22 protein-coding genes and 1 pseudogene are annotated in these 19,998 nt (G+C 60.8%); 11 read left to right on the forward strand and 12 right to left on the reverse strand.

Annotated features, from left to right (window positions below; translation table 11 throughout):
- Positions 1 to 116: 116 nt before the first annotated feature.
- Positions 117 to 377: pseudogene (locus JQR87_RS15750) on the reverse strand (PAS domain-containing protein); the annotation flags it as partial.
- 655 nt (positions 378 to 1,032) lie between these two features.
- On the opposite strand from JQR87_RS15750, the gene JQR87_RS15755 reads away from it, so the two are divergent.
- Complete coding sequence (locus JQR87_RS15755; RefSeq protein ID WP_407295360.1) at positions 1,033 to 1,182, forward strand: hypothetical protein; 150 nt, start codon at positions 1,033 to 1,035, stop codon at positions 1,180 to 1,182.
- Between the two features lie 329 nt (positions 1,183 to 1,511).
- Here the strand turns inward: JQR87_RS15755 and JQR87_RS15760 are convergent, their stop codons facing one another.
- Positions 1,512 to 2,279, reverse strand: coding sequence for a hypothetical protein (locus JQR87_RS15760; protein WP_407295357.1), 768 nt, complete (start codon positions 2,277 to 2,279; stop codon positions 1,512 to 1,514).
- 225 nt (positions 2,280 to 2,504) lie between these two features.
- Positions 2,505 to 2,762, reverse strand: a complete 258-nt coding sequence (locus JQR87_RS15765) for a hypothetical protein (protein WP_407295354.1) — start codon at positions 2,760 to 2,762, stop codon at positions 2,505 to 2,507.
- Positions 2,763 to 3,184: 422 nt separating this feature from the next.
- On the opposite strand from JQR87_RS15765, the gene JQR87_RS15770 reads away from it, so the two are divergent.
- Positions 3,185 to 3,403, forward strand: a complete 219-nt coding sequence (locus tag JQR87_RS15770; RefSeq protein ID WP_407295351.1) for a hypothetical protein — start codon at positions 3,185 to 3,187, stop codon at positions 3,401 to 3,403.
- 37 nt (positions 3,404 to 3,440) lie between these two features.
- On the opposite strand, the gene mdtD is transcribed toward JQR87_RS15770, so the two are convergent.
- Positions 3,441 to 4,850, reverse strand: coding sequence for a multidrug transporter subunit MdtD (mdtD, locus tag JQR87_RS15775; protein ID WP_407295348.1), 1,410 nt, complete (start codon positions 4,848 to 4,850; stop codon positions 3,441 to 3,443).
- Between the two features lie 312 nt (positions 4,851 to 5,162).
- Here mdtD and JQR87_RS15780 point away from each other — a divergent pair, with 312 nt between their 5' ends.
- From JQR87_RS15780 to JQR87_RS15800, 5 genes are all read left to right on the forward strand, one after another.
- Positions 5,163 to 5,693, forward strand: a complete 531-nt coding sequence (locus JQR87_RS15780) for an iron transporter (RefSeq protein ID WP_407295345.1) — start codon at positions 5,163 to 5,165, stop codon at positions 5,691 to 5,693.
- A 14-nt stretch (positions 5,694 to 5,707) separates the two neighbouring features.
- Positions 5,708 to 6,040 carry a cupredoxin domain-containing protein gene (locus JQR87_RS15785; RefSeq protein WP_407295343.1) on the forward strand — a complete coding sequence of 111 codons (333 nt, stop codon included), beginning with the start codon at positions 5,708 to 5,710 and terminating at the stop codon, positions 6,038 to 6,040.
- Between the two features lie 21 nt (positions 6,041 to 6,061).
- A complete protein-coding gene (locus JQR87_RS15790; protein WP_407295340.1) occupies positions 6,062 to 6,919 on the forward strand; it encodes an FTR1 family iron permease in 858 nt (285 codons plus the stop codon).
- Positions 6,916 to 8,292, forward strand: coding sequence for a 4Fe-4S binding protein (locus JQR87_RS15795; RefSeq protein ID WP_407295338.1), 1,377 nt, complete (start codon positions 6,916 to 6,918; stop codon positions 8,290 to 8,292). The genes JQR87_RS15790 and JQR87_RS15795 overlap by 4 nt, the downstream gene beginning before the upstream one ends.
- A 223-nt stretch (positions 8,293 to 8,515) precedes the next feature.
- A complete protein-coding gene (locus JQR87_RS15800; RefSeq protein ID WP_407295335.1) occupies positions 8,516 to 8,974 on the forward strand; it encodes a GNAT family N-acetyltransferase in 459 nt (152 codons plus the stop codon).
- A gap of 159 nt (positions 8,975 to 9,133) precedes the next feature.
- Here the strand turns inward: JQR87_RS15800 and JQR87_RS15805 are convergent, their stop codons facing one another.
- The 3 genes from JQR87_RS15805 to JQR87_RS15815 all read right to left on the reverse strand — a co-directional run bounded on the left by JQR87_RS15805 (position 9,134) and on the right by JQR87_RS15815 (position 12,106).
- A complete protein-coding gene (locus tag JQR87_RS15805; protein WP_407295332.1) occupies positions 9,134 to 9,829 on the reverse strand; it encodes an anaerobic ribonucleoside-triphosphate reductase activating protein in 696 nt (231 codons plus the stop codon).
- A 2-nt stretch (positions 9,830 to 9,831) separates the two neighbouring features.
- The gene (nrdD, locus tag JQR87_RS15810) at positions 9,832 to 9,996 is read right to left on the reverse strand and encodes an anaerobic ribonucleoside-triphosphate reductase (RefSeq protein WP_407295329.1); all 165 of its coding nucleotides are present in this window, start codon (positions 9,994 to 9,996) and stop codon (positions 9,832 to 9,834) included.
- A gap of 103 nt (positions 9,997 to 10,099) precedes the next feature.
- Positions 10,100 to 12,106, reverse strand: a complete 2,007-nt coding sequence (locus tag JQR87_RS15815) for a ribonucleoside triphosphate reductase (RefSeq protein ID WP_407297673.1) — start codon at positions 12,104 to 12,106, stop codon at positions 10,100 to 10,102.
- Positions 12,107 to 12,342: 236 nt separating this feature from the next.
- Here JQR87_RS15815 and JQR87_RS15820 point away from each other — a divergent pair, with 236 nt between their 5' ends.
- Both JQR87_RS15820 and JQR87_RS15825 read left to right on the forward strand, forming a co-directional pair.
- The gene (locus JQR87_RS15820) at positions 12,343 to 13,020 is read left to right on the forward strand and encodes a Crp/Fnr family transcriptional regulator (RefSeq protein ID WP_407295328.1); all 678 of its coding nucleotides are present in this window, start codon (positions 12,343 to 12,345) and stop codon (positions 13,018 to 13,020) included.
- A gap of 97 nt (positions 13,021 to 13,117) precedes the next feature.
- Complete coding sequence (locus JQR87_RS15825) at positions 13,118 to 13,519, forward strand: putative zinc-binding protein (protein WP_407295325.1); 402 nt, start codon at positions 13,118 to 13,120, stop codon at positions 13,517 to 13,519.
- 41 nt (positions 13,520 to 13,560) lie between these two features.
- Here JQR87_RS15825 and ubiT read toward each other — a convergent pair whose 3' ends face one another.
- The 4 genes from ubiT to JQR87_RS15845 form a co-directional block, all read right to left on the reverse strand.
- Entirely contained in the window at positions 13,561 to 14,058 is a 498-nt protein-coding gene (gene ubiT, locus JQR87_RS15830) for a ubiquinone anaerobic biosynthesis accessory factor UbiT (RefSeq protein WP_407295322.1), read from the reverse strand.
- On the reverse strand, positions 14,052 to 14,942 hold the full coding sequence (locus tag JQR87_RS15835; RefSeq protein ID WP_407295319.1) for a U32 family peptidase: 891 nt from the start codon (positions 14,940 to 14,942) through the stop codon (positions 14,052 to 14,054). Before JQR87_RS15835 ends, ubiT begins: the two co-directional genes overlap by 7 nt.
- Positions 14,943 to 14,964: 22 nt before the next feature.
- Positions 14,965 to 15,960, reverse strand: coding sequence for a ubiquinone anaerobic biosynthesis protein UbiU (gene ubiU, locus JQR87_RS15840; protein WP_407295317.1), 996 nt, complete (start codon positions 15,958 to 15,960; stop codon positions 14,965 to 14,967).
- A gap of 280 nt (positions 15,961 to 16,240) precedes the next feature.
- Complete coding sequence (locus JQR87_RS15845) at positions 16,241 to 16,450, reverse strand: hypothetical protein (RefSeq protein ID WP_407295314.1); 210 nt, start codon at positions 16,448 to 16,450, stop codon at positions 16,241 to 16,243.
- Between the two features lie 491 nt (positions 16,451 to 16,941).
- Between JQR87_RS15845 and JQR87_RS15850 the strand changes: the two genes are divergently transcribed.
- Both JQR87_RS15850 and JQR87_RS15855 read left to right on the forward strand, forming a co-directional pair.
- Positions 16,942 to 17,625 carry a Crp/Fnr family transcriptional regulator gene (locus JQR87_RS15850; protein WP_407295312.1) on the forward strand — a complete coding sequence of 228 codons (684 nt, stop codon included), beginning with the start codon at positions 16,942 to 16,944 and terminating at the stop codon, positions 17,623 to 17,625.
- A gap of 130 nt (positions 17,626 to 17,755) precedes the next feature.
- The gene (locus JQR87_RS15855) at positions 17,756 to 17,938 is read left to right on the forward strand and encodes a DnrP protein (protein ID WP_407295309.1); all 183 of its coding nucleotides are present in this window, start codon (positions 17,756 to 17,758) and stop codon (positions 17,936 to 17,938) included.
- Between the two features lie 198 nt (positions 17,939 to 18,136).
- Here the strand turns inward: JQR87_RS15855 and JQR87_RS15860 are convergent, their stop codons facing one another.
- Complete coding sequence (locus JQR87_RS15860) at positions 18,137 to 19,981, reverse strand: nitric oxide reductase activation protein NorD (protein WP_407295307.1); 1,845 nt, start codon at positions 19,979 to 19,981, stop codon at positions 18,137 to 18,139.
- Between the last annotated feature and the right edge of the window lie 17 nt (positions 19,982 to 19,998).

Below are 19,998 nucleotides of genomic sequence, written 5' to 3' on the forward strand. Positions count from 1 at the left end.
GCGGTTATGTTCGATATCCGCCGCGTCCCACACCTCGTTTGCAGTGAATGCTCGCCCTGCAACCACCGTTCTACGGCTGCAACTTGCGATTGATCATCTGGCGTACGGTTATCAAATAGGTCTCTTAGGGACATTGTTCGCAGGTCGTCTACCGTATATCCGTAGTTACTCTCTGCGGTCGGGTTCGCCTGCACTAACGCCAGGCTGCGCAAATCATAAAGCCAGATAGAGGCCGGAGACGCCTCAAGTAACATCAGGAACCCTTTCTCCGCATCGCTAAGCAATTGCTGATTCGCTGCAAAGTGTCGGCCAGAGCGGCGGAGCAGTACGAGCATGATGGAGGCGGAAAAAAACACGAGGATCGCAGCCGCCAACATCAAGGCCCACCAGGGATATCCAAGCGCACGAATGCCCAGGGCGCTGCCGGCAACCCAAAGTAACGCCACTACGCTGTAACTCAACACGGGCCAGACTGTTCGAACGTTAGTTAGAAAATGATGTGGCTCCGCTTGGTTCTCAACGCTTTGATCGGAACGGTTTAGCAAATGGTCGCCTCGATAGGATGGTCACTTCGCAGGCCAACGCGCCAGGCAGTGGCGGCACCAGCTTCATCAAAAAGCACACGTACACTGACTTATGGCACCGCTCGTTGGCGTTGAGTTCGACGGCGAGCGAAGCGATTTTGCCCACATGCCAAGCGCTAAGGCATCCGCGAACCGACGACATCGCTTGGGCAATCAAATCCGGCAGTAACGTGCCGGTTCGCTTCCAGATCAACTGCAGCCGGGTGGAAGCGGGCACCGTGCGCGTCTACTGCAACCCGGTAATCCGTTAGGGCTCAGTGGAATGCGGTTAAGATCGCCTAGACAGCCGAGCCGCGGGGAAAATACCCGCGCCGCCTTTAAAACAAGCGCACCGATCCCTCTCGCTCAAGCGCGAGACTCATTGCGCTAACCAGTCGGCCAATTTTGAGGGCAATCACATACGTCAAACGAATTTGGTCTTACCCTTAGCGAAAAGGAGTTCCTACCTATGGTCACTATCGGATTCGGCTTGGTTATCACGGCCACTGAACGCTTCCCCTTCCCCACTATTGAGCGCACCAAATTGATGGCGATGTCGATCTGCGCAGATTGCATCATTGGCCTTGGCCTGGTGTTGGCGATCGTTATCGCTGCGTAGCGACAAGCCCGCTCAGGCAGTCTCCCGCCCCTCCCCATCCGCCCCACCGTCGCGGATGACTATGCGCCACTGATCCCGCTGTACTGCGCGCCGGCCAACGATAAGTACTGCCCCAACGCGCGTCACGTTCACATCTAGGTGTGGTCGAGCTTCGATTTCCAGTCAAGGCGGCTGGAGAATGGGTCTTGCTACCCGACCACGACGTGCTGATCGAAGCGTTTACCGTCTCGTGCGTATTGCCTTAGCCGAATGCACATGCGCGGTCGATCCGCAAAGACAGGAACGACAACCCAGCGGTATGTCGCTCCGTCCGAGACGGGGGTAATCGGTCAGCCCTGGTTCGGCTTGGCCAGGTTTTGAAAAATGTCAGCCAGGGTCGACACGTTGTCATGGATGACGATATGGAACCGGTCGGACTCCAGGTAGGCGCGCCAATCGGCCTCGGTCATGACCAAGGGCTGGTCGATGTCCTCTGACAGCTTCGCTAGCCGCTCACGGGCTTGCTGGAAATGATTGGTCTCAACGGTCCAGCCATAGTTGTTGCCCGCCATTTCCATGGCATAGAGCAGGTCACCGGTTCTCCGGCGCAGGTCCCGCAGCTGCTCGAGAACATTGCTGCCAACCAGGACCTGGATGCCCTTGGTCTGCCAGTTCTCGGCGAGGATCTCCGAGACCTGGTCCAGTTGGGAGCCGATGCTCTTGGTCTGATCAATGATCGTCACGCCGTAATCCGGGCTGCCCAACCAGTCAAGCCATTCCTGATCAGTCGCTTCTGCCTTCTTGTTCAGGACGGTTTCCATCTGCTCTAGCTGATTTCGGATTTGCCTGAGCCGCTTCTCCTGCTGCTTCCAATTACCCAGGCCCAACCCCTCCTCGGCCTCGAGCAGCGCGTCGATGAATTGCATGGTGGCCCCGCGCGCGTCATCCACCGCGTCCACCACATTGTGGCTAACGGTAATGGATCGCGTCCCCGTGGCAGCTTGCTGCCCTGACTGATTCGTCTGGTTCTGCTGCGCGACAGCCGCAGCGGGCGTTCCCATAACCAGCGATGCAGCAATAACTGCTGCCGATAGGGATGCCGATCGCATGATTTTCATCAGTATCTCCTCCGCTCTGCGCTTCAAGGACCGCACGAATGCGCGGCGCATACAGGTTGGGGGCGTGATCGGCGCGACAGTTCCTCAGAACGTTGTCGTTACGCACAGCCAATAGCTGCCGCCATCGCGCAGCCGCTCACACATAGCCATTTATGGCTTACGCCTCGCGAGCACCGACTGGGGCTCTAAACACGAAGGAACGGGCGATACGAGACGAGATCGGTCTCAACGCAGTTGCCCAAGTTGCCGCTTGAGCAATTCGACCTGGCCGGTCTCTGCCCGCAAGCCTGCAGCCAACTCGGTATTTTCCGTTTCGAGGCGCCAAATGATGGCGCCCAAACCTTCTAGCAGATCACGCAGCACGGCCAATTCCGCCTTGTACTGCGCGGCCCGCAGCCACTGCATCCAGAGCACTATCAGCAACGCCAGTGATACGCAAAACAGAGATCCCGTGACGATCAAGAAAGCACTTGTCGCATCCATTGCCCACTTCCTTCCAGTGTTAAAGGTCGATCCGACAGGCAACAGAACTTATGTCTTCTTTGACGACAGGTCCAGATTGTCGACTTGTACAGGTAAACAAAAGCAACGGGATATTCAGGCGTCCTGAGCTGACCCTGGGAACGCGCAGCTGCGTGATCGCCGGCGTTCGTGTGCTTCGGACGTAGGAGGCAGCATCAACAAGCGAGGCGATATGTCATCAAACTTGACGCACAACCGAGACTGGAAAGGTGTCGTCCGTTCTCAGGCATAGCGGAGGGCGACCACATTCGGCTCGAACCGTTCAGCGGGAACCTGCCACGAGGCGATGAGCGGACGCTCAAGAATCGGTCTCGGCTGTCAGAATGACATCACAGCTGCGGAGGTGCGGCTGACCTATCGAATCATGCACGAGCCTGCTAATCATGTTTTCCAAAAAACTCTACACCATTGTTCTGGAGCACAGCCTGGAGGTTCTCCTGGAGGCCGCCACGATGGAGCAGGTCGAGGCGTTCTGGGACGCGTATGACACCCAGTATTTTGGGCTCCGCATGGAGGAGGAGAATGCTCATCACGCGCGCGTGATCGTCACGGATGAGATGCCTGAAGAAGAAGCCGAAGAAGCCGAGCTCTGCGCCGACTGATCGCTAGCGCAGATGGGTGAGATTCAGCCCATCGCACTCATTCGTCGTCGATCAGTCTGGCGGCCATGGCTTGTTTGCTGTCCAGTTGGAAGAACAGCGTCGCTGCCAGCATCGACATCACGCCGATGCAAATGAACGTCATGTGAAAGGCGCTAAGAACCGCCTCGCCATCTGCGCCGGGTACTGTAAAGCCGCCAAGCAGCGCTCCTGCAGACGCCACACCCAGGCTCATGGACAGCTGCACGACAACCGACAGCAGGCTGTTGCCGCTGCTCGCGTTCTGGTTGCTCAAGCCCACCAGTGTCACCGTGTTCATCGCTGTGAACTGCATCGAGTTGACCACGCCGATCAATCCAAGATGCACCAAGAGCATGGCAGTTGGGGTTTGAGCATCAATGGTGGCAAGGCTGGCGATCAGACTGCCCAGCACCAAGGTGTTAGCCACAAGGATGCGCCGGTAGCCCAGGCGGTCTATCAGCGGCTTGGCCAGCGGCTTGATCAGCATCGCGCCCACCGCTAGGGGAATCATGCTCATCCCTGCCTGCGCGGGTGAATAGCCCAGCGCGACCTGGAGGAGCAACGGAAGCAGAAACGGCAACGCACCACTACCCAGACGCGCAAACAGGTTGCCGAAGATGCCGACTGCGAAACTGCGGGTGTGAAATAGCGTCGGGCTGAACAGTGGCGTCTCGACATGTCCGGCGCGCAGCCAGTAGGCGGCCAGGCAGGCACTGCCGATCACCATCAGGAGCAGGACGCGGGCGTGCGGCATCTGCATTTCGCCGAGACCTTCCAAGGCGATCGTGATCAACACCATGGCGCCGCCAAACAGTACAAAGCCGACGGTATCGAAGCGCATCCGCACGGCGCTTTTCAGATCGGGCATGAAACGCAGGGCTGCAAGGCAACCGACCAGGCCGACGGGCAGGTTGATGAGAAATATCCAATGCCATGAGGCGTATTGAACCAACCAGCCACCCAGCGTCGGGCCCAGCAACGGCCCCACCATTCCCGGCAGTGCGATGAATGTCATGACCCGCACGAACTCGCTGCGAGGATAGGCACGCAATACAACCAAACGTCCTACTGGAAGCATCAGCGCGCCGCCCACCGCCTGAACCACGCGCGACATCACCAGTTGGTTGAAGCTCGCGCTCATCGCACACAGCAACGAGCCAAGCGTGAACAGTGCAATCGCTGAAAAGAAGACGCGTCGGGTTCCGAAACGATCTGCTACCCACCCGGACGCAGGGATGAGTAACGCCACCGTCAGCATGTAAGCAATCACCACGCCTTGCATGCGCAACGGGTCCTCGGACAGATCGCGTGCCATGGCAGGCAGGGCGGTATTGAGAATGGTGCCGTCGAGGGTTTGCATGAAAAACGCGATGGCAACGAGCCAAGGCAGTACGCGAGCGGTTCGAGCGTCCAGTACAGCTTGAGGCATGAATTCCCAGGCTCCAAAAGTGCATATGTTAGGCCGCTATCGATGGTGCGGCAGCTTTTAGTCGAGGCGTTCGGTTTCGGTGCCAGGACGTAACGGGGAAGAGGCGGGCTTGAAACGGTGTGACAACTCATCGCACCAACAGGCTCCGAGGCGACAGGAGACGTGGTTCGCAGGGTTTCCCGACGAAATGAAGACAGCCTCGACAGGCTATGCGTAACAAATTATTTCATTCAACATTGACGCGAATCATTATCGTTAAGCGCAACAACTGCCACCCTCTTTCATCATCCATCTCTTCTCTCCGGAGGCTTCATGCGCATCGCTACCTTCGCAATCGCTTCGCTGCTGCTCGCTCCCCTCGCCCAAGCCAAGGAATACCCCATCGGTGAACCGCAACAGTGCGGTGGCATGGAAGTCGGCGCGGTGTATCTGCAGCCGGTCGAGATGGAACCGGCCGGCATGATGCTCGACGCCGCTCAGTCCGACGTGCATCTGGAAGCCGATATTGCTGCGACCGAAGACAACCGCAACGGCTGGCAAGAAGGCAGCTTCGTCTCCTACCTGAACATTCACTACGGCCTGAGCAAGAAAGGCTCGGACGAGAAGATTGAAGGCGAGTTTCACCCGATGGTCGCCAACGACGGTCCGCACTACGGCGACAACGTCAAGCTGATAGGGCCAGGCAAGTACCAACTGACCTTCACCGTCTCGCCGCCGGGTGGTGATCACGCCATGTTCGGCCGTCACGTGGACAAGGAAACCGGCGTCGCGCCCTGGTTCGAACAGTGCACGTTGAACTATGAGTTCACCTACGCCGGTATCGGCAAGAAAGGCGGCTACTGAGCCGGGGGGCAGCCATGCGACGCGCTCTGCTCTCCATTCTCGCCCTGCTCGCTGCCGGCTTTGTCGGCGGCGCCCAGGCCGGGTTGCCTACCTATGAGCTGACCATCCGTGACGGCCACTTCGAGCCGGCGTCCATCGAGGTTCCGGCTCGCCAGCGCTTCAAGATCATCATCATCAACGCCGGCAGCGGCCCGACCGAGTTCGAAAGCACGCCCCTACGGGTGGAGAAGGTCCTTTCGTCCGGCGTTACCTCGTTCGTCGTCATTCATCCGCTCAAACCGGGCCGCTACCCCTTCTTCGACGAGTTCCACATGGACCTCCCGAAAGGCGAAATCATCGCCAAGTAGCCTCTTCACAGGAGCAGCGACATGGGCCAATCAATGTTCATCGTCTGGCGCGAAAGCGTAGAGGCGCTGTTGGTCATCGGGATCCTGCATGCGTGGCTGAGCCAGCAGCCGAACAATCGACGCGCGTTGTGCATGTTATGGGGCGGCGTGGTTGCCGGGCTCGGCCTGGCCTCGCTGCTGGGCTGGGGCATTCTCAGTGCTGGTGACTGGCTGGCTGGCCCGACCGGCGAGTGGTTCCAGTGCGCCATGCTCGTAATCGCAGCCCTGCTGATCCTGCAGATGGTCGGCTGGATGCACCACCACGGTCGGGACCTCAAGCGAAATCTGGCGGACAGCGCCGCGGCGCATTTGGGCCAGGGCAGCGGCATCGGCCTGCTGGTGCTGGCAATGCTCGCCGTCGCGCGTGAAGGTAGCGAAACGGTGGTGTTTCTCTACGGAATTGGCCATCAGCAGAATGGTTCGGACCTGACCAGCTTCATGATTGGCGGTGTGCTTGGCTTCGCCCTGGCACTGCTGAGCTACGCGGTACTGCAGGCTGGTAGCCGTTTTTTCTCATGGAAACGGTTTTTCAATGTCAGCGAAACGGTACTGCTGCTACTGGGCGGGGCCTTACTGATGGCCGGGCTCGACCGTTTCAGCGGTCAGCTGATGGGCATGGACGTGCCAGAGACGTTCTACTCATTCTTTGGCGATCCGCTGTGGGACACCTCCGCGCTGCTCGATGATGGCAGCACGCTGGGCAGCACCATTGCCGGGCTGACCGGCTACCGCGCCATGCCATCGCCGGCTGCCGTGGTGCTGATGGGCCTTTATTGGCTGACCGTCTGGGCCTGGTTGCGCCCGAAGCCAGAGGCTCGCCTGGAGGCCCGCCCCGCATGATCAGTACCGCCCCCTGGCTTGCGCGCATCGGTGATCTGTTGCGCCAGCATGCCAAGACCATTCGCCTGGTTCAGTGGCTGGTGGTGGCTTTCTACCTGGTGCCGTTGCTGGTGCCGGCGTTTCTTTCGCTGCCGCCGTCCGAAGCGCGCATGCTCGACAACATCACGGTGTTCGCTCAGTTTCTGTTCTGGGGGCTCTGGTGGCCATTCGTCTTGCTGTCGATGGTCGTGTTCGGCCGGCTCTGGTGCGGCGTGCTCTGCCCAGAAGGCTCGCTCAGTGAATGGATCAGCTGGCGCGGACTGAACAAACGAACCCCTCAATGGATGCGCTGGAGTGGCTGGCCGACGGTCGCCTTCGTGCTGACGACCGTCTACGGCCAGCTCGTCAGCGTTTATGACTATGGCCGTGCCGCCGCGCTGATCCTCGGCGGCTCGACAGTGGCCGCGATGATCGTCGGTTTTCTCTATGGTCGCGGCAAGCGCGTCTGGTGCCGGCACCTGTGCCCGGTCAGCGGGGTGTTCGGCCTGCTGGCGCGGCTGGCGCCGATGCATTACAAGGTGGACGAAGAACGCTGGCAGGCCAATCAGGGACCCAAACTCGCCACGCCCAACTGCGCCCCATTGATCGACATCCGCCGCATGCAGGGCAACAGCGAATGCCATGCCTGCGGACGCTGTAGCGGCCAGCGCGGTGCCGTCGCCCTCGCCCCTCGCTCACCCAATCGGGAAATCCTCATTGTCGGCAACCAGTCGCAGCACGGCCACTGGGACAGCACCTTGCTCCTCTTCGGCATGATCGGGCTGGCGATGGGTGCCTTCCAATGGACGGTCAGCCCCTGGTTCATCACCCTCAAGCAGACCGCGGCGGAGTGGCTCGTCGACCGCGATATCTTCTGGCCGCTGGAGGCCAACGCGCCCTGGTGGCTGCTGACCCATTACCCGCAAAACAACGACGCCTTCACCTGGCTGGACGGCGCAGCGATACTCACCTACATCGGTACAACTTCGCTATTGATCGGCAGCGCGCTTTGGCTGCTGTTGCAAGCTGCGGTGCGGCTGATGAAGCGCGGCGACAGCGTCTTTCATCACCTGGCCCTGACGCTGATCCCGCTGGGTGGTGCCGGCCTGTTTCTCGGGCTCTCTGCCACGACGATCAAACTGCTGCGCTATGAAGGCTTCATCCTTGCTTGGGCGCAGCCGACACGTGCCCTGCTGCTGGCCGGTGCCGTTGGCTGGAGCTTGTACCTGGCGTGGGGCGTGATCAGCCGCCATGGCGCCAATGGACTGCGTCGGCTGGCGGCGGTTAGTTGCGTGGGGCTCTCGACTGCGGTGATCGGTTATGGCTGGTATCTGCAGTTCTGGGGCTGGAGCTGACCGCGCGAGCCTCCTCCGTCTCATCAGGCTCTGTTTTAGCCGGGCTCCAGCGGCGGGCGAGGCCCCGACTACCCAGCCAATGTCCCCTCGTTCGCGTGAAAGCTGCTCCCATAAGAGCGAGTGCCAGCGTCGAAGCGGCTGTAGGCGGCCCGGCAGTGGCGATCGGGCCATATGCGAGGGATACGTTTAGTATTCGCTGCTGTTTCCTCTGCGAGCCTGCGCCATGTCTATCGATTGGATTTGCAAACCCCACGCCCAACTGAGCACGCAAGAGCTCTACGCGATCCTGCGCCTTCGCGCGGAGGTCTTCGTGGTCGAACAACAATGCGTATACCTGGATGTCGACGGCCAGGATCTGCTGGGCGACACCTGCCATTTGATGGCCTGGCTTGACCAACAGTTGGTGGCCTACCTGCGCTTGCTCGACCCTATTCAGCAAGGCGGCGACGTGGTCATTGGGCGCGTCGTGACCGCACCCTCAGTACGCGGTCAGGGCATCGGTCGTGAAATGATGGTACAAGCTCTTGGCCATGCCGAGAAAAAATGGCCGGGCCAGCCGATTTATCTGTCCGCGCAGGCGCACCTGCAAGGTTACTACGGTCGTTATGGCTTCGAGCCGGTGGGCGAGGAATACCTCGAAGACGGGATACCGCACATTGGCATGCGTCGGGATATTGGGTAACCGGGTCGAAGCGTAGCTCAGGCGTAACCGAGTACCGTCTAAGTACAAGGATGACACCCTGAGGCTTCCCATGATCGCGAGCAAGCTCGCTCCTACAAGAGCGCGTGCCAGCTTCAACGCATTGGTAGACAGCCGGCTTGGTTCTCGGCGGGTTTGGCGTCACCCTCGCAGCACGAACGAGGGAAACAGTTGCCCCATGCGATCCCAGAGCTTCTGTTGATCATACGGCGCGCGGCTGTCGGAGAGCGATTCGTCCAGCATCCGGGCGGTACGCACGCATTGCACGGCGAACCGTTCAACGCCCAGTTTGCGCATACGCTGCGCCATATCCCAGAGGCGCTCGGCATCGATCAGCTCCCAATGGAGGGTCGTGCGGCATTCATACGCAACGCCACTGGCAACCAACGCTTCCAGACTTTTCCAGTTGGCTTCACCGCTGCCCTCGACGCCCGTGATCAGCCGACCGTGCTCAGGCAAGGCTTTGACATCAAACCCCACCCAGTCCACCAGCGGCAGCACCTGACGGAACAGCTTCGGCTTGATGCCGGCGCTGTGCAGGCCGATCTTGAAGCCCTTGGCGCGCACCTCGGCAATGGCGTCGGGGAGCGCCAGCTGCAGGGTTGGCTCGCCACCGCTGAACACGACCGCTTCGAGCAAGCCGACGCGTTCGTCGAGAAAGCCGAGGACCTCATCCCAGCCGCATTCTTCAGCGCCACAGGTCGGGATCAGTTGCGGGTTGTGGCAATAGCGACAGCGCCAGCCACAACCCTGGCAGAACAGCACGCAGGCCAGGTTATCAGGAAAGTCGAGCGTGGTCAGGGGCACCATGCCCCCGACCCGTAGCGCAGCGCCCATGACTACCGCGCCAGCCCGGCCGCTTGCTCGGTGAAGTGGGTGCGCTCACGGTGCTCGGATTGTTTGCCGGGATTGAACGCCGATACCGGGCGGTGATAGCCCATCACTCGGGTCCAGACTTCACAGCGCTGGCGTTGGGCTTCGGGCAATTGAGTGGCTTGGGTCATGTGTCGCTCCTCTGAGGGTGAATGGTTTGCTGTAGGAGCGAGCTTGCTCGCGAATGCCAGACGAGCCGTTTTTCGCGAGCAAGCTCGCTCCTACATTGCTAGGTCAGGCGCAGCAAGGCTGTTGCTTGGCCAGCAGCGCCTCATCGCATTTGGGGCAGAACTCGTGCTCGCCGGCCAGATAGCCGTGCACCGGACAGATCGAGAACGTCGGGGTAATGGTCAGGTAAGGCAGGCGGAACCGACCGAGTGCGGTGCGCACCAGGTTCTTGCAGGCCTGCGCCGAGGAAATCTGCTCAGCCATGTACAGGTGCAGCACGGTGCCGCCGGTGTACTTGCATTGCAGCTCGTCCTGCAGCATCAGTGCTTCAAACGGGTCGTCCGTGAAGCCCACCGGCAGCTGCGAAGAGTTGGTGTAGTAAGGCGCATCGGCGGAGCCGGCCTGGAGAATGTCCGGGAAGCGCTTGCGGTCTTCCTTGGCGAAGCGGTACGTCGTGCCTTCGGCCGGGGTCGCCTCGAGGTTGTATAGATGCCCGGTCTGCTCCTGGAATTGCACCAGCCGCGCCCGGACATGATCCAGCAGATCGACCGCCAAACGCTGGCCGGCCTTGGTATGCAGCCCGTCGCAGTCCTCGGTGTAATTGCGGACCATCTCATGCAAGCCATTCACACCGATGGTTGAGAAGTGATTGCGCAGCGTGCCCAGGTACCGCTTCGTATAGGGATACAGCCCGGCATTCATGTGGTGTTGGATCACCTTGCGCTTGACCTCCAGGCTCTGCCGCGCCAGCTCAAGCAGCGCATCGAGATGCTCGATCAGCCCCCTCCAGTCGCCGGCGTGCAGGTAACCCAGCCGTGCACAGTTGACCGTCACGACGCCCAGCGACCCGGTCTGCTCCGCCGAACCGAACAGGCCGCCGCCGCGCTTGAGCAGCTCGCGCACGTCCAGTTGCAGACGGCAACACATCGAGCGCACCTGATTGGGCTTCATGTCCGAGTTGAGGAAGTTCTGGAAGTACGGCAGGCCGTAGCGCGCGGTCATCTCGAACAGCCGCTCAGTGTTTTCACTGTCCCAGGGAAAATCATGAGTGATGTTGTAGGTCGGGATCGGAAAGGTGAACACGCGCCCGACTCCATCACCGGCCTGCATCACTTCAATGTAGGCGCGGTTGATCAAGTCCATCTCCACCTGGAGATCACCGTAGGTGAAGGGCATCTCCTCGCCGCCGATATAGGGGATCTGCTCGCGCAAGTCTTCCGGGCATACCCAGTCGAAGGTCAGGTTGGTAAAGGGCGTCTGGGTGCCCCACCGCGACGGCACGTTGAGGTTGTATATGAATTCCTGAAGCGCCTGCCGCACGTTCTCGTAGCCAAGTCCGTCCTTGCGCACGAAGGGGGCAAGGTAGGTATCGAAACTGCTGAACGCCTGGGCACCGGCCCACTCGTTTTGCAGGGTGCCAAGAAAGTTGACCATCTGCCCCAGCGCGCTGGAGAGGTGTTTCGGCGGGCCCGCTTCGACGCGACCAGGAATGCCGTTGAAGCCTTCGTTCAGCAAGGTGCGCAGCGACCAGCCAGCGCAGTAGCCGGCCAGCATGTCCAGGTCATGGATATGCAGATCGCCCTCGCGATGGGCGATGCCGATCTCCGGGCTGTAAACCTCGTCCAGCCAGTAGTTAGCGGTGACCTTGCCCGACACGTTGAGGATCAACCCACCCAGCGAATAGCCCTGATTGGCGTTGGCGCGTACACGCCAGTCTTCCCGCGACAGGTATTCGTTCATCGAGGAGGCGACATCGACCAATGATTTTCGATCGCGCCGCAGCCGTCCATGACGCTCGCGATACACGATGTACGCGCGCGCCGTGTCGTAATAACCCGCCTCCATCAACACGCGTTCGACCGCATCCTGGGCCTGTTCGACCTCCACGACCCGCTGCGTCAGCCGCGCCAGCACCTGAGCAGTCAGCGCCTGGGCAGTGGCCTGCTCGAACTCACCGGTAGCCAACCCAGCGGCTTCGATTGCAGCAGCAATCTTGGCTAGCTCGAATGCCACCAGCCGCCCGTCCCGCTTGCGCAGTGAGACCGGTCGATTCACTTCCTCAAGCCCCAGCATCACGCCTCCAAAACTACATGTAGTGATTCGAACAACCAGGAACACTAGATGCTGTGTAAGGTAGGCAATTGTGCTGCTGAGCGAATTGACCATCGTCAACTCACCGCAGTGAATTTGCGAAAAGAGACGGGTAGCGGTTGGGGCCTGAAATCTTGCCCACGATCAAGGAAACGTCGCGGCGCGTACACCTAGGATGCGGCGTCGAACAGTCCCGGACGCGGTCCGGCGGAGGAATCATGCTGACTGAAATATCGCTCGTCGCGGACCTCCGCCGGCACCACCTGTTCAGCCGGCTGCCTGAGGAGGCGCTGCAGGAGGTATGCGCCTCGGCCAATCTCAAGCGCCTCCCTGCTGGCGCTTCACTGTTTCACCAGGGCGAAAAGGCCGAGCGGTTCTACTTTCTGTTCAGCGGCCAGATGAAATTGCATCGCGTGGTCTGCGATGGGCAGGAGAAATTGGTGGAGGTCATCCGACCGGGTGAATCCTTCGCCGAAGCCCTGCTGTTCACCAGAGCGCCGAACTACCCGGTCAGCGCCACGGCGCTTAAGGCCAGCCTGGCTGTCAGCCTGCATGGCGCGCTATACCGGCGGATTCTCGAGGAACATCCCCGCATCTGTCTGGACATACTCGGCACGCTGAGCATCCGCTTGCATCAGCGCCTGAACGAGATCGATACGCTGACCCTGGCCAATGCCAGCCACCGCGTGGTGCGCTTTCTTTACCAATCGCAGCAGGACGGCAGCGGGGTGGTCACCCTCGACGTGCCCAAACGCCTGATCGCCTCCAGATTGGGCATTCAACCGGAGACCTTCTCGCGCATCCTGCACCGGCTGGTCGAGTCGGGGATGATCAGCGTGCAGCGCCGGCGTATCGAGATCCTCGACAGCCAAGGCCTGGCTGCTTACCTGGACTGAGCTGCGGCAGACTGACCCGGCTTCTTGATGACCGTCATGGGCGCATGCCGTATCGGCCCGGATACTGCCACCTGACATTTCGGATCAGGAGAACAGCATGTCAGCACCTCGCCTGCCCCTGGTGTACGCCTGCTCGGGCTGCTCCAACGTGGCGCAACTGGCCAACACGCTTGCGGTACGCCTGGACCGCGCCGGTCTGGCAGAGATGTCCTGCATCGCCGGCGTCGGCGGTCGGGTCAATTCGCTGGTCAACAAGGCCAACTCCGGCAGGGCGATCCTGGCCATCGACGGCTGCCCGCTGCATTGCGCACGCGCCTGTCTGGCGCAGCACGGCGTTGTCGCCAACGTTCACATCACCCTCAGCAGCTATGGCCTGCGCAAGCGTTACCGCGAAGACTGCTCCGAAGCCGAAGCCGAAGCCGATGCGCTGTTCGAGGATATGTGCAACATCATCGCCAGCGATCGCATGAAACCGCGGCACAAGCTGCACGTGGTCTAACCCGCCGACGAGCGCGGCCATCAAAACAGCCGAAAGCAGCCTCAGACTCCCCTAGGCTGCGCCCGGCTGGCTAGCGCAACGTCCTCTCCGGCACCTTGTAGCATTTTCCACAACCACGGCGGCAGCAGGTCAGGGTCCAAACTGTCGATCAGATTCTTGATTGCCAGGCCAAGCTCGGTGTCACCCTCGATCACCAGGCGGCGGCGGAAGAACAGGGTATCGGGGTCTTCCCGACGGCTGGCGAGCAACAGGAATTCCCGCCAGTTTCCGCGGATAGTCACCTGCACCGGGGCCTGCTCGGCGATGCGCAGCCTCTTTCGGTCGCAACTCATACACCAGGCCAGCTTGAGGTCGACGACTTCCAGCCGCATCCATTTGCCTTCCAATGCTTCGAAGGCATCGTCAGACAATGGCGCAGCGAAAACCTGATTCAGGCTACGCTCCAGCGCGATACGTTGCAGTGTAAAAGGGGTTCGCGCGGCTACCAGCGGCACCAGACGCTCGCCCAGTTTCAGCAGGTGTGTTCGCGGCTTCAGCATAAACCTGCCTCCTCGGCTCGCAGCATGCCGGGCTGACCATGCCAGTAACCGTTGCAGCCCTCGACAGCCAGAGGCGGCAGGCCGCCTTTGCGCACCGCATCAAACGCCAGAACGACGTCGGTCATGCCTGATGTGCGCGGGCTCAGCCGCAGCAGATCGGCGCCGTTTTCGACCAGCGCCGGGTAGTCGGCCAGCAGGTTGCTGACCGAAGCGGATAGGGTCTGGATGCCGTTGATGGTGAACAACGCCTCGCCTTCCTGGCTCAGCAGCGGAATGCCTTCGGGGTAGTGCTGGCAGCAGAACTGGCAATCATCCTTTGGCCGGTTCTCTGCGCGAGCCGTAAAGCAGCGCGCCGAGTACGCCAGGGGCAGGTGGCCGTACGCGAAGACTTCGATTTCCGGCATGGCAACGTCCAGCTGCGACAGTTGCTCACGCGCGCTCCTGATCATCGCTCCGGAGATTTCCACCGGCGGCACCCAGCGCTGCATACCGCTTGTGACCAGTTCGGCCAGTGCATAACCGTTGTAAAGGTTGAGCGCAGGCCCGCCAACAAAGGGCACGCCCTTCTCGGACAGATACTGGACGGCGCCCACGTCGTTGGCTTCAACCAGCATCTCGCCGTTATCGCAAAGGCGGCGCAGGCTGGACAGCTCCGAAGCGGCCTCGACCAGCGTCAAACCGGACAGCACCAGCTCTGCAGTCGATTGCTGTCTCAGCTCACGCGCCAGACCGATCCAGTCGTCCAGCCGCATGTCGCGTCGCTTGGAACAGACGGTTTCGCCCAGATAGATGACATCCAGCGGCATGCCGACCATGTCGGCATAGAAATCCAGCGTCTGCTGACGATCCCAATAGAACAGCACGGGGCCTAGGCTGAGTTTCATGCTTGGTTCCTTGCAGAAAGAGTCACTGCCATGCCCGGTGATAGGCGCCTAGTGTGGTTTGTGAGCCTTCAGACAGGCTATTGAGTACCTCGCGCCAGCCTTGTTGAACGGCGTACCGCTGCGGCGCCTGCAGGTATGCGTCCAGCGCAGACCGCCAAACGCGGGTGACCTGTTCGACATAGGCAGGGCTGCGCTGCCGGCCCTCGATCTTCATTGCCGTGACCCCGATGTTGGCGAGCTCCGGGATCAGGTCGAGCGTGTTCAGGCTGGTGGGCTCCTCCAGGGCGTGGAAGCGCTTGCCATTGACCATAAAGCGGCCCTTGCACAAGGTGGGATAGCCGGCCGATTCGCCCTCGGCGTAGCGATCAATGAGCACGTTGTTCAGCCGCGAGGTCAGCCCTTCTGGTTCCTCGCTCCAACGCACCGCTTTGGCTGGTGAACAGACGCCACAAAGATTCGGCGATTCGCCGGTGAGGTAGGACGACAAGTGACAGCGCCCTTCAGCCATGATGCAGAGGCTGCCGAAGGCGAACACCTCGATGGGCACCGGGCTTTCGGCAGCCACCTGCTTGACCTGTTTGAGCGACAGCACGCGTGGCAGTACGGCGCGCTTGATGTTGTAACGCTGCTGATAAAATGCCAGCGCGGCCGCATTGGTCGCCGATCCTTGAACGGACAAATGCAGGTTCAGCTGCGGGTGGCGCTTCGCGGCATACCCCAACACACCGGGATCGGCGGCTATCAGCGCGTCGACACCAAGATCAGCGGCCTGGTCAACGGCTCGCTGCCAGCGGGACCAGCCATGTGGCTGTGCGTAGGTATTGACGGCGATATAGAGCTGGCGTCGCTTCTCGCGCACCAGCTGCAGGCCCTTGTCGAGCTGCTTGGCGTCCATGTTGAGACCGGCGAAATGACGGGCATTGGTGTCGTCCCGAAAGCCGACATAGACGGCATCAGCGCCCTGCTGGAGGGCAGCCTTTAGCGCGGGCAGGCTACCTGCTGGACAGACCAAGTGCATGGCAACTCCTAGACATGCGAAATCAAGCGCACCGCATCAATGGCAGCGGTGCCCGTCCGGGTGAACGGAAAGCCGGCAGTCTAGGTAGGACGCCCACAATGGGCATTGATGAGCGTCAAGGAGCCGAAGCTGACGTGGCAACGAAGGCCAAGCCCGCAACGTTGACGTTGGGAGTCAGGCAGAGGGCCGTTTGATAGGCCGGATCGTGAGCACGCTACAGAGCGCTGCTGGCAATCTGAACGGCCCGATCGTTGAGATGGCCGTCCGGCCTGATACAGCGTTAGATGCCCTCGTCGCCCTGAAACTCCTCAGTCGCGCGAACAACTGCGTCCCGCCAGTTACCGGACTCGTCAGCGAGTAGGCGCATCGCCTTCAGGCTGGCCTCGAAAGCCTGTTGATAGTGCTGCGGATTGTTCTCGCTCGCGGCTCGGTCGGCGTGGGCCTGGGCCTCGGTCAGCAGCTGGTGGAACTGGTCATGGTCCAGAGCCATGGAAGTCTCCTTATGGTGATGGTTGCAGCTTAGACCGCCACGCCTCTAAGACGACTCACGCCGACTGGCGGAACAGCCTCAGCGGCATTCAGCCTGGGCTCAGCCTCATTTCGATCTAGGCCTGCGCGCCAGCTTGTGCAAGTTGTCGCAGTCGACACTCAGCAACCGCCCCGCCTGCGCCCGGTTTTCGCCGCTGGCCTCCAACGCGGGAACGGTGGCCTGCCGCTGGGCGCTATCGACCGCCCCGCGTAGCAATACGATTTCGGCGCTTGGCGTCGAGCAGCAACGGGAAGTTGACGACTCAGGGACTTGAGCGCTAGCCAGGGTCCTGACCCGACCTGCATCAATATTCGAATTTTGTGGGTGGGCTAGGCTGTGTAAGGACGCTTCGCCGCGTGCTGGACTGCTCGCTCCGCTGGCCAGGCGTGGCAGACTCTGCGCAGCGCCAAGCTGGCTGGTGGCGACCAATCATTACAGACAGGATGCTTTGCATGGTGCTTCACCGCGTACACAACCAGATTCTCCGCAGCCATCACCTGTTCGAACCGCTCAACGACGAACAGATGGATGAGCTGATGAGCGCGAGCCAACTGCTCAACCTAGACAAGGGCGACACCTTGTTCCACCAGGGCGAAGCGGCGCACGCCTTTTATTTCGTCATTTCCGGCGCGATCAAGATTTACCGATTGACACCGGACGGCCAGGAGAAGGTCTTCGAAGTCATTGGTAATCGCCAGACGTTCGCCGAAGCGATGATGCTGATGGACACGCCCAATTATGTGGCCTCAGCCCAGGCCGTGTGTCCGACGCAGGTCTATCGCTTCTCCAACGCGGCGTACATGCGCCTGCTGGAGGCGAACCAGAAGCTGTCCTTCGCCCTGCTGGGCAAGCTTAGCGTGCGCCTGCACCAGCGCATCAACGAGATCGAAACACTCTCGCTCAAGAACGCCACTCACCGGGTGGTGCGCTACCTGATGACCCAGCTGTCGCGCCTTAAAGACGAGAACAATAGCTTCGAGCTGCCGATGGCCAAGCAGTTGATCGCGGGCCACCTTTCGATCCAGCCTGAGACGTTCTCGCGCATCATCCGCCGTTTGATCGATGAGGAAATCATCACTCAGGAAGGCCGGCAAATCACTATCCTCGATCGCCAGCGCCTCGAATCCTTCGAGTGACCGAGCGGACTGTCACCACGGGAAGGCGCGCCGTGTAACGCTGCAAGCGTACTCGCTTGCGATTGATTGCGGTCAATCTCGAACCCTGGCAGCACATGGCAAGCTGGAGGCGATAGGAGAGGACATCGTCATGCCCAAGTGCCTGTACTGCCAGCAACCCAACCCACCTCAGGAAGCCGAATGCAGCCATTGTGGCATGCCCCTCCCCGCACTGGCCGATACGACCGGGGAGCGACGCCAGCGTAGGTTCTTTTGGTTTTGTGTCGGGCTGACGCTATTTTGCGCAACGATGATCGTCTGGCTGCCACGTTGAGCCAGCGCAAATGGGTATCGCTAAGCGATATCGATCCTACGGCGCCACGTAGGGTGGATCACGCCTCACCGATCCACCAGGCGGAGCCTCGATGGATGTAAAACCACATCCACCCTACGGCTTGTCCCTGATCGCCAGCATTCTGGCTCCTACATCCAAAGCGACCCTGATGTTAGCTGGTAGCGTGCTGCCTTTCCCTTAGTCCTTCGTCAATTGCCGATACAGCTGGGGCAGGCGGAGCGGTAGCTGTTGCGGCTCTTTGATCAAGGTGAAGCCGTTAGCACCAAACATATATGGCAGATAGTCGCCGGCTTCCTGGTCGATGGTGATGCAGAATGGCAGCAAGCCCTTGCGCCTGGCCTCGAGCACCGCCTGACGGGTGTCTTCGACCCCATAGCGGCCCTCGTAAAGGTCCAGATCGTTGGGCTTGCCGTCGGTAACCAGTAACAGCAACTTGCGCCGCTGCTTGCACTTGCCCAGCAGATCGGTGGCCTGGCGGATAGCCGCGCCCATACGAGTGTAATAGCCAGGTACCAACGCCTGGATACGTCCACGGGTGTCGTCACCGTAACGTTGGTCGAAACGCTTGAGCTCCTGCATGCGGACCTGCTGTCGACGCAGCGATGAAAAGCCATACAGGGCGAAATCGTCGCCTACAGCAGACAGCGCTTCGCCGAACAGCAGCAGGCTGTCGGTGATTACGTCAATCACCTTGTGCTCATTGTCCAGGTGCGCGTCGGTTGACATGGACAGGTCGGCCAGCAGGAGACAAGCCAGGTCGCGGCGGTTCCGCCGCTGCTCCATGAACAACCCGCGCTCGACGCACTGGCCGTGCTGGCGCTCCACATGAAAGTCAAGCCAGGCCTGCATGTCGAGCTCCGACCCCTGGGGCTGGGCCCGTAGCCACTGGTGATCGGTGCGCAGATGCTCGAATTGCCGCCGCAGCTTGCGCGCCAGCGCGCTGAGCCGCAAGGGCAGCGCCGCGGGTTCCGATCCGCGTGGCAGCATCATCTGCAGGTTGACGAAATCGTCCTGCAAGCGCTGCTTGCGATAGTCCCACTCAGGCAGTTTGATGCCGTTGCCCAAGGGAATGTCGTCGACCTCGCTGGACGGCAGATCAAGATGCAGTTTGAGTCCGCCCCCCTTGCGCATCCGCTGACGTGACAAGGCGATCTCGTCCAGGTCTTCGGCGACGCGCGCCGCATCCAGGTCTTCGCTGTCGTCGCCCTGGCGGTCCAATTCGATGTGTTCCGACCAGCTAAAGAGGTTTTCCAGACGAAAGATCATCAGCCCGCTTTTGCTTGCGTTCTCTTCGACGCGCCTGGCCCGTTTGCGCACGCACTGCTGCTCGGCAGAAGGTGCTTTCAGATGGTCTCTCTGGTCCTCTTCACCGAAATCCGTCGCCTGCGGAGCGCCAAGGTTTTCGGCCGGATACAACCACATCGGCAGTGGCCAGGGCGCGACTTCGCTACGCGGGAATTGCGTAACGCTACCCGGAACGCGCAGCGCCTGGCGCAGCGTCCGTTCCAGCGCGGCTTCGGCGCGCGGCAGCGTAGCGGGATCAGGACGAAGCTGCAGGTGCGCCTCGACCAACCGCTGATAGCGGGGCCGCATGGCCGGGAATCGATCGAGTATGGCCAGCGTCCAGCGCTGATTGTCCCGCGCCCAATGCCGCATCACACCGGCCTGTGCGGCGAGCAGCGCCAGCCAGCGATAAAGGTCCTGATTGAGCAACGGCTCTGGGTACACTGCCAGTGACTGGGGCAAACGCAGATTGCTCTCGTTACACCAGGCCACCGGCAGCTGTTTGCAGGTGCCGGCCACCTGCTGGAGCAGATTACGACGTAAGATCAGATCGCGAGCATTGGCGGCGCCAACGTCGACGCCGCTGTCGCCCCCCATGGCACGAAACAGAACCGACAACGGTCGTTGCATGTTTTCCAGCGAAACGCTCGCGTCGGGAAAATCAGGACTGGCGCGGCGGGTGATGAAGCGGTGCCAGACACTGCCCACCCATTCTTCGACTTCAATGACAAAGGCCATAGTGATCACTCCGCTGG

The sequence above is a fragment of the Stutzerimonas stutzeri genome, from assembly GCF_051028275.1.
GTDB lineage: Bacteria > Pseudomonadota > Gammaproteobacteria > Pseudomonadales > Pseudomonadaceae > Stutzerimonas > Stutzerimonas stutzeri_AS.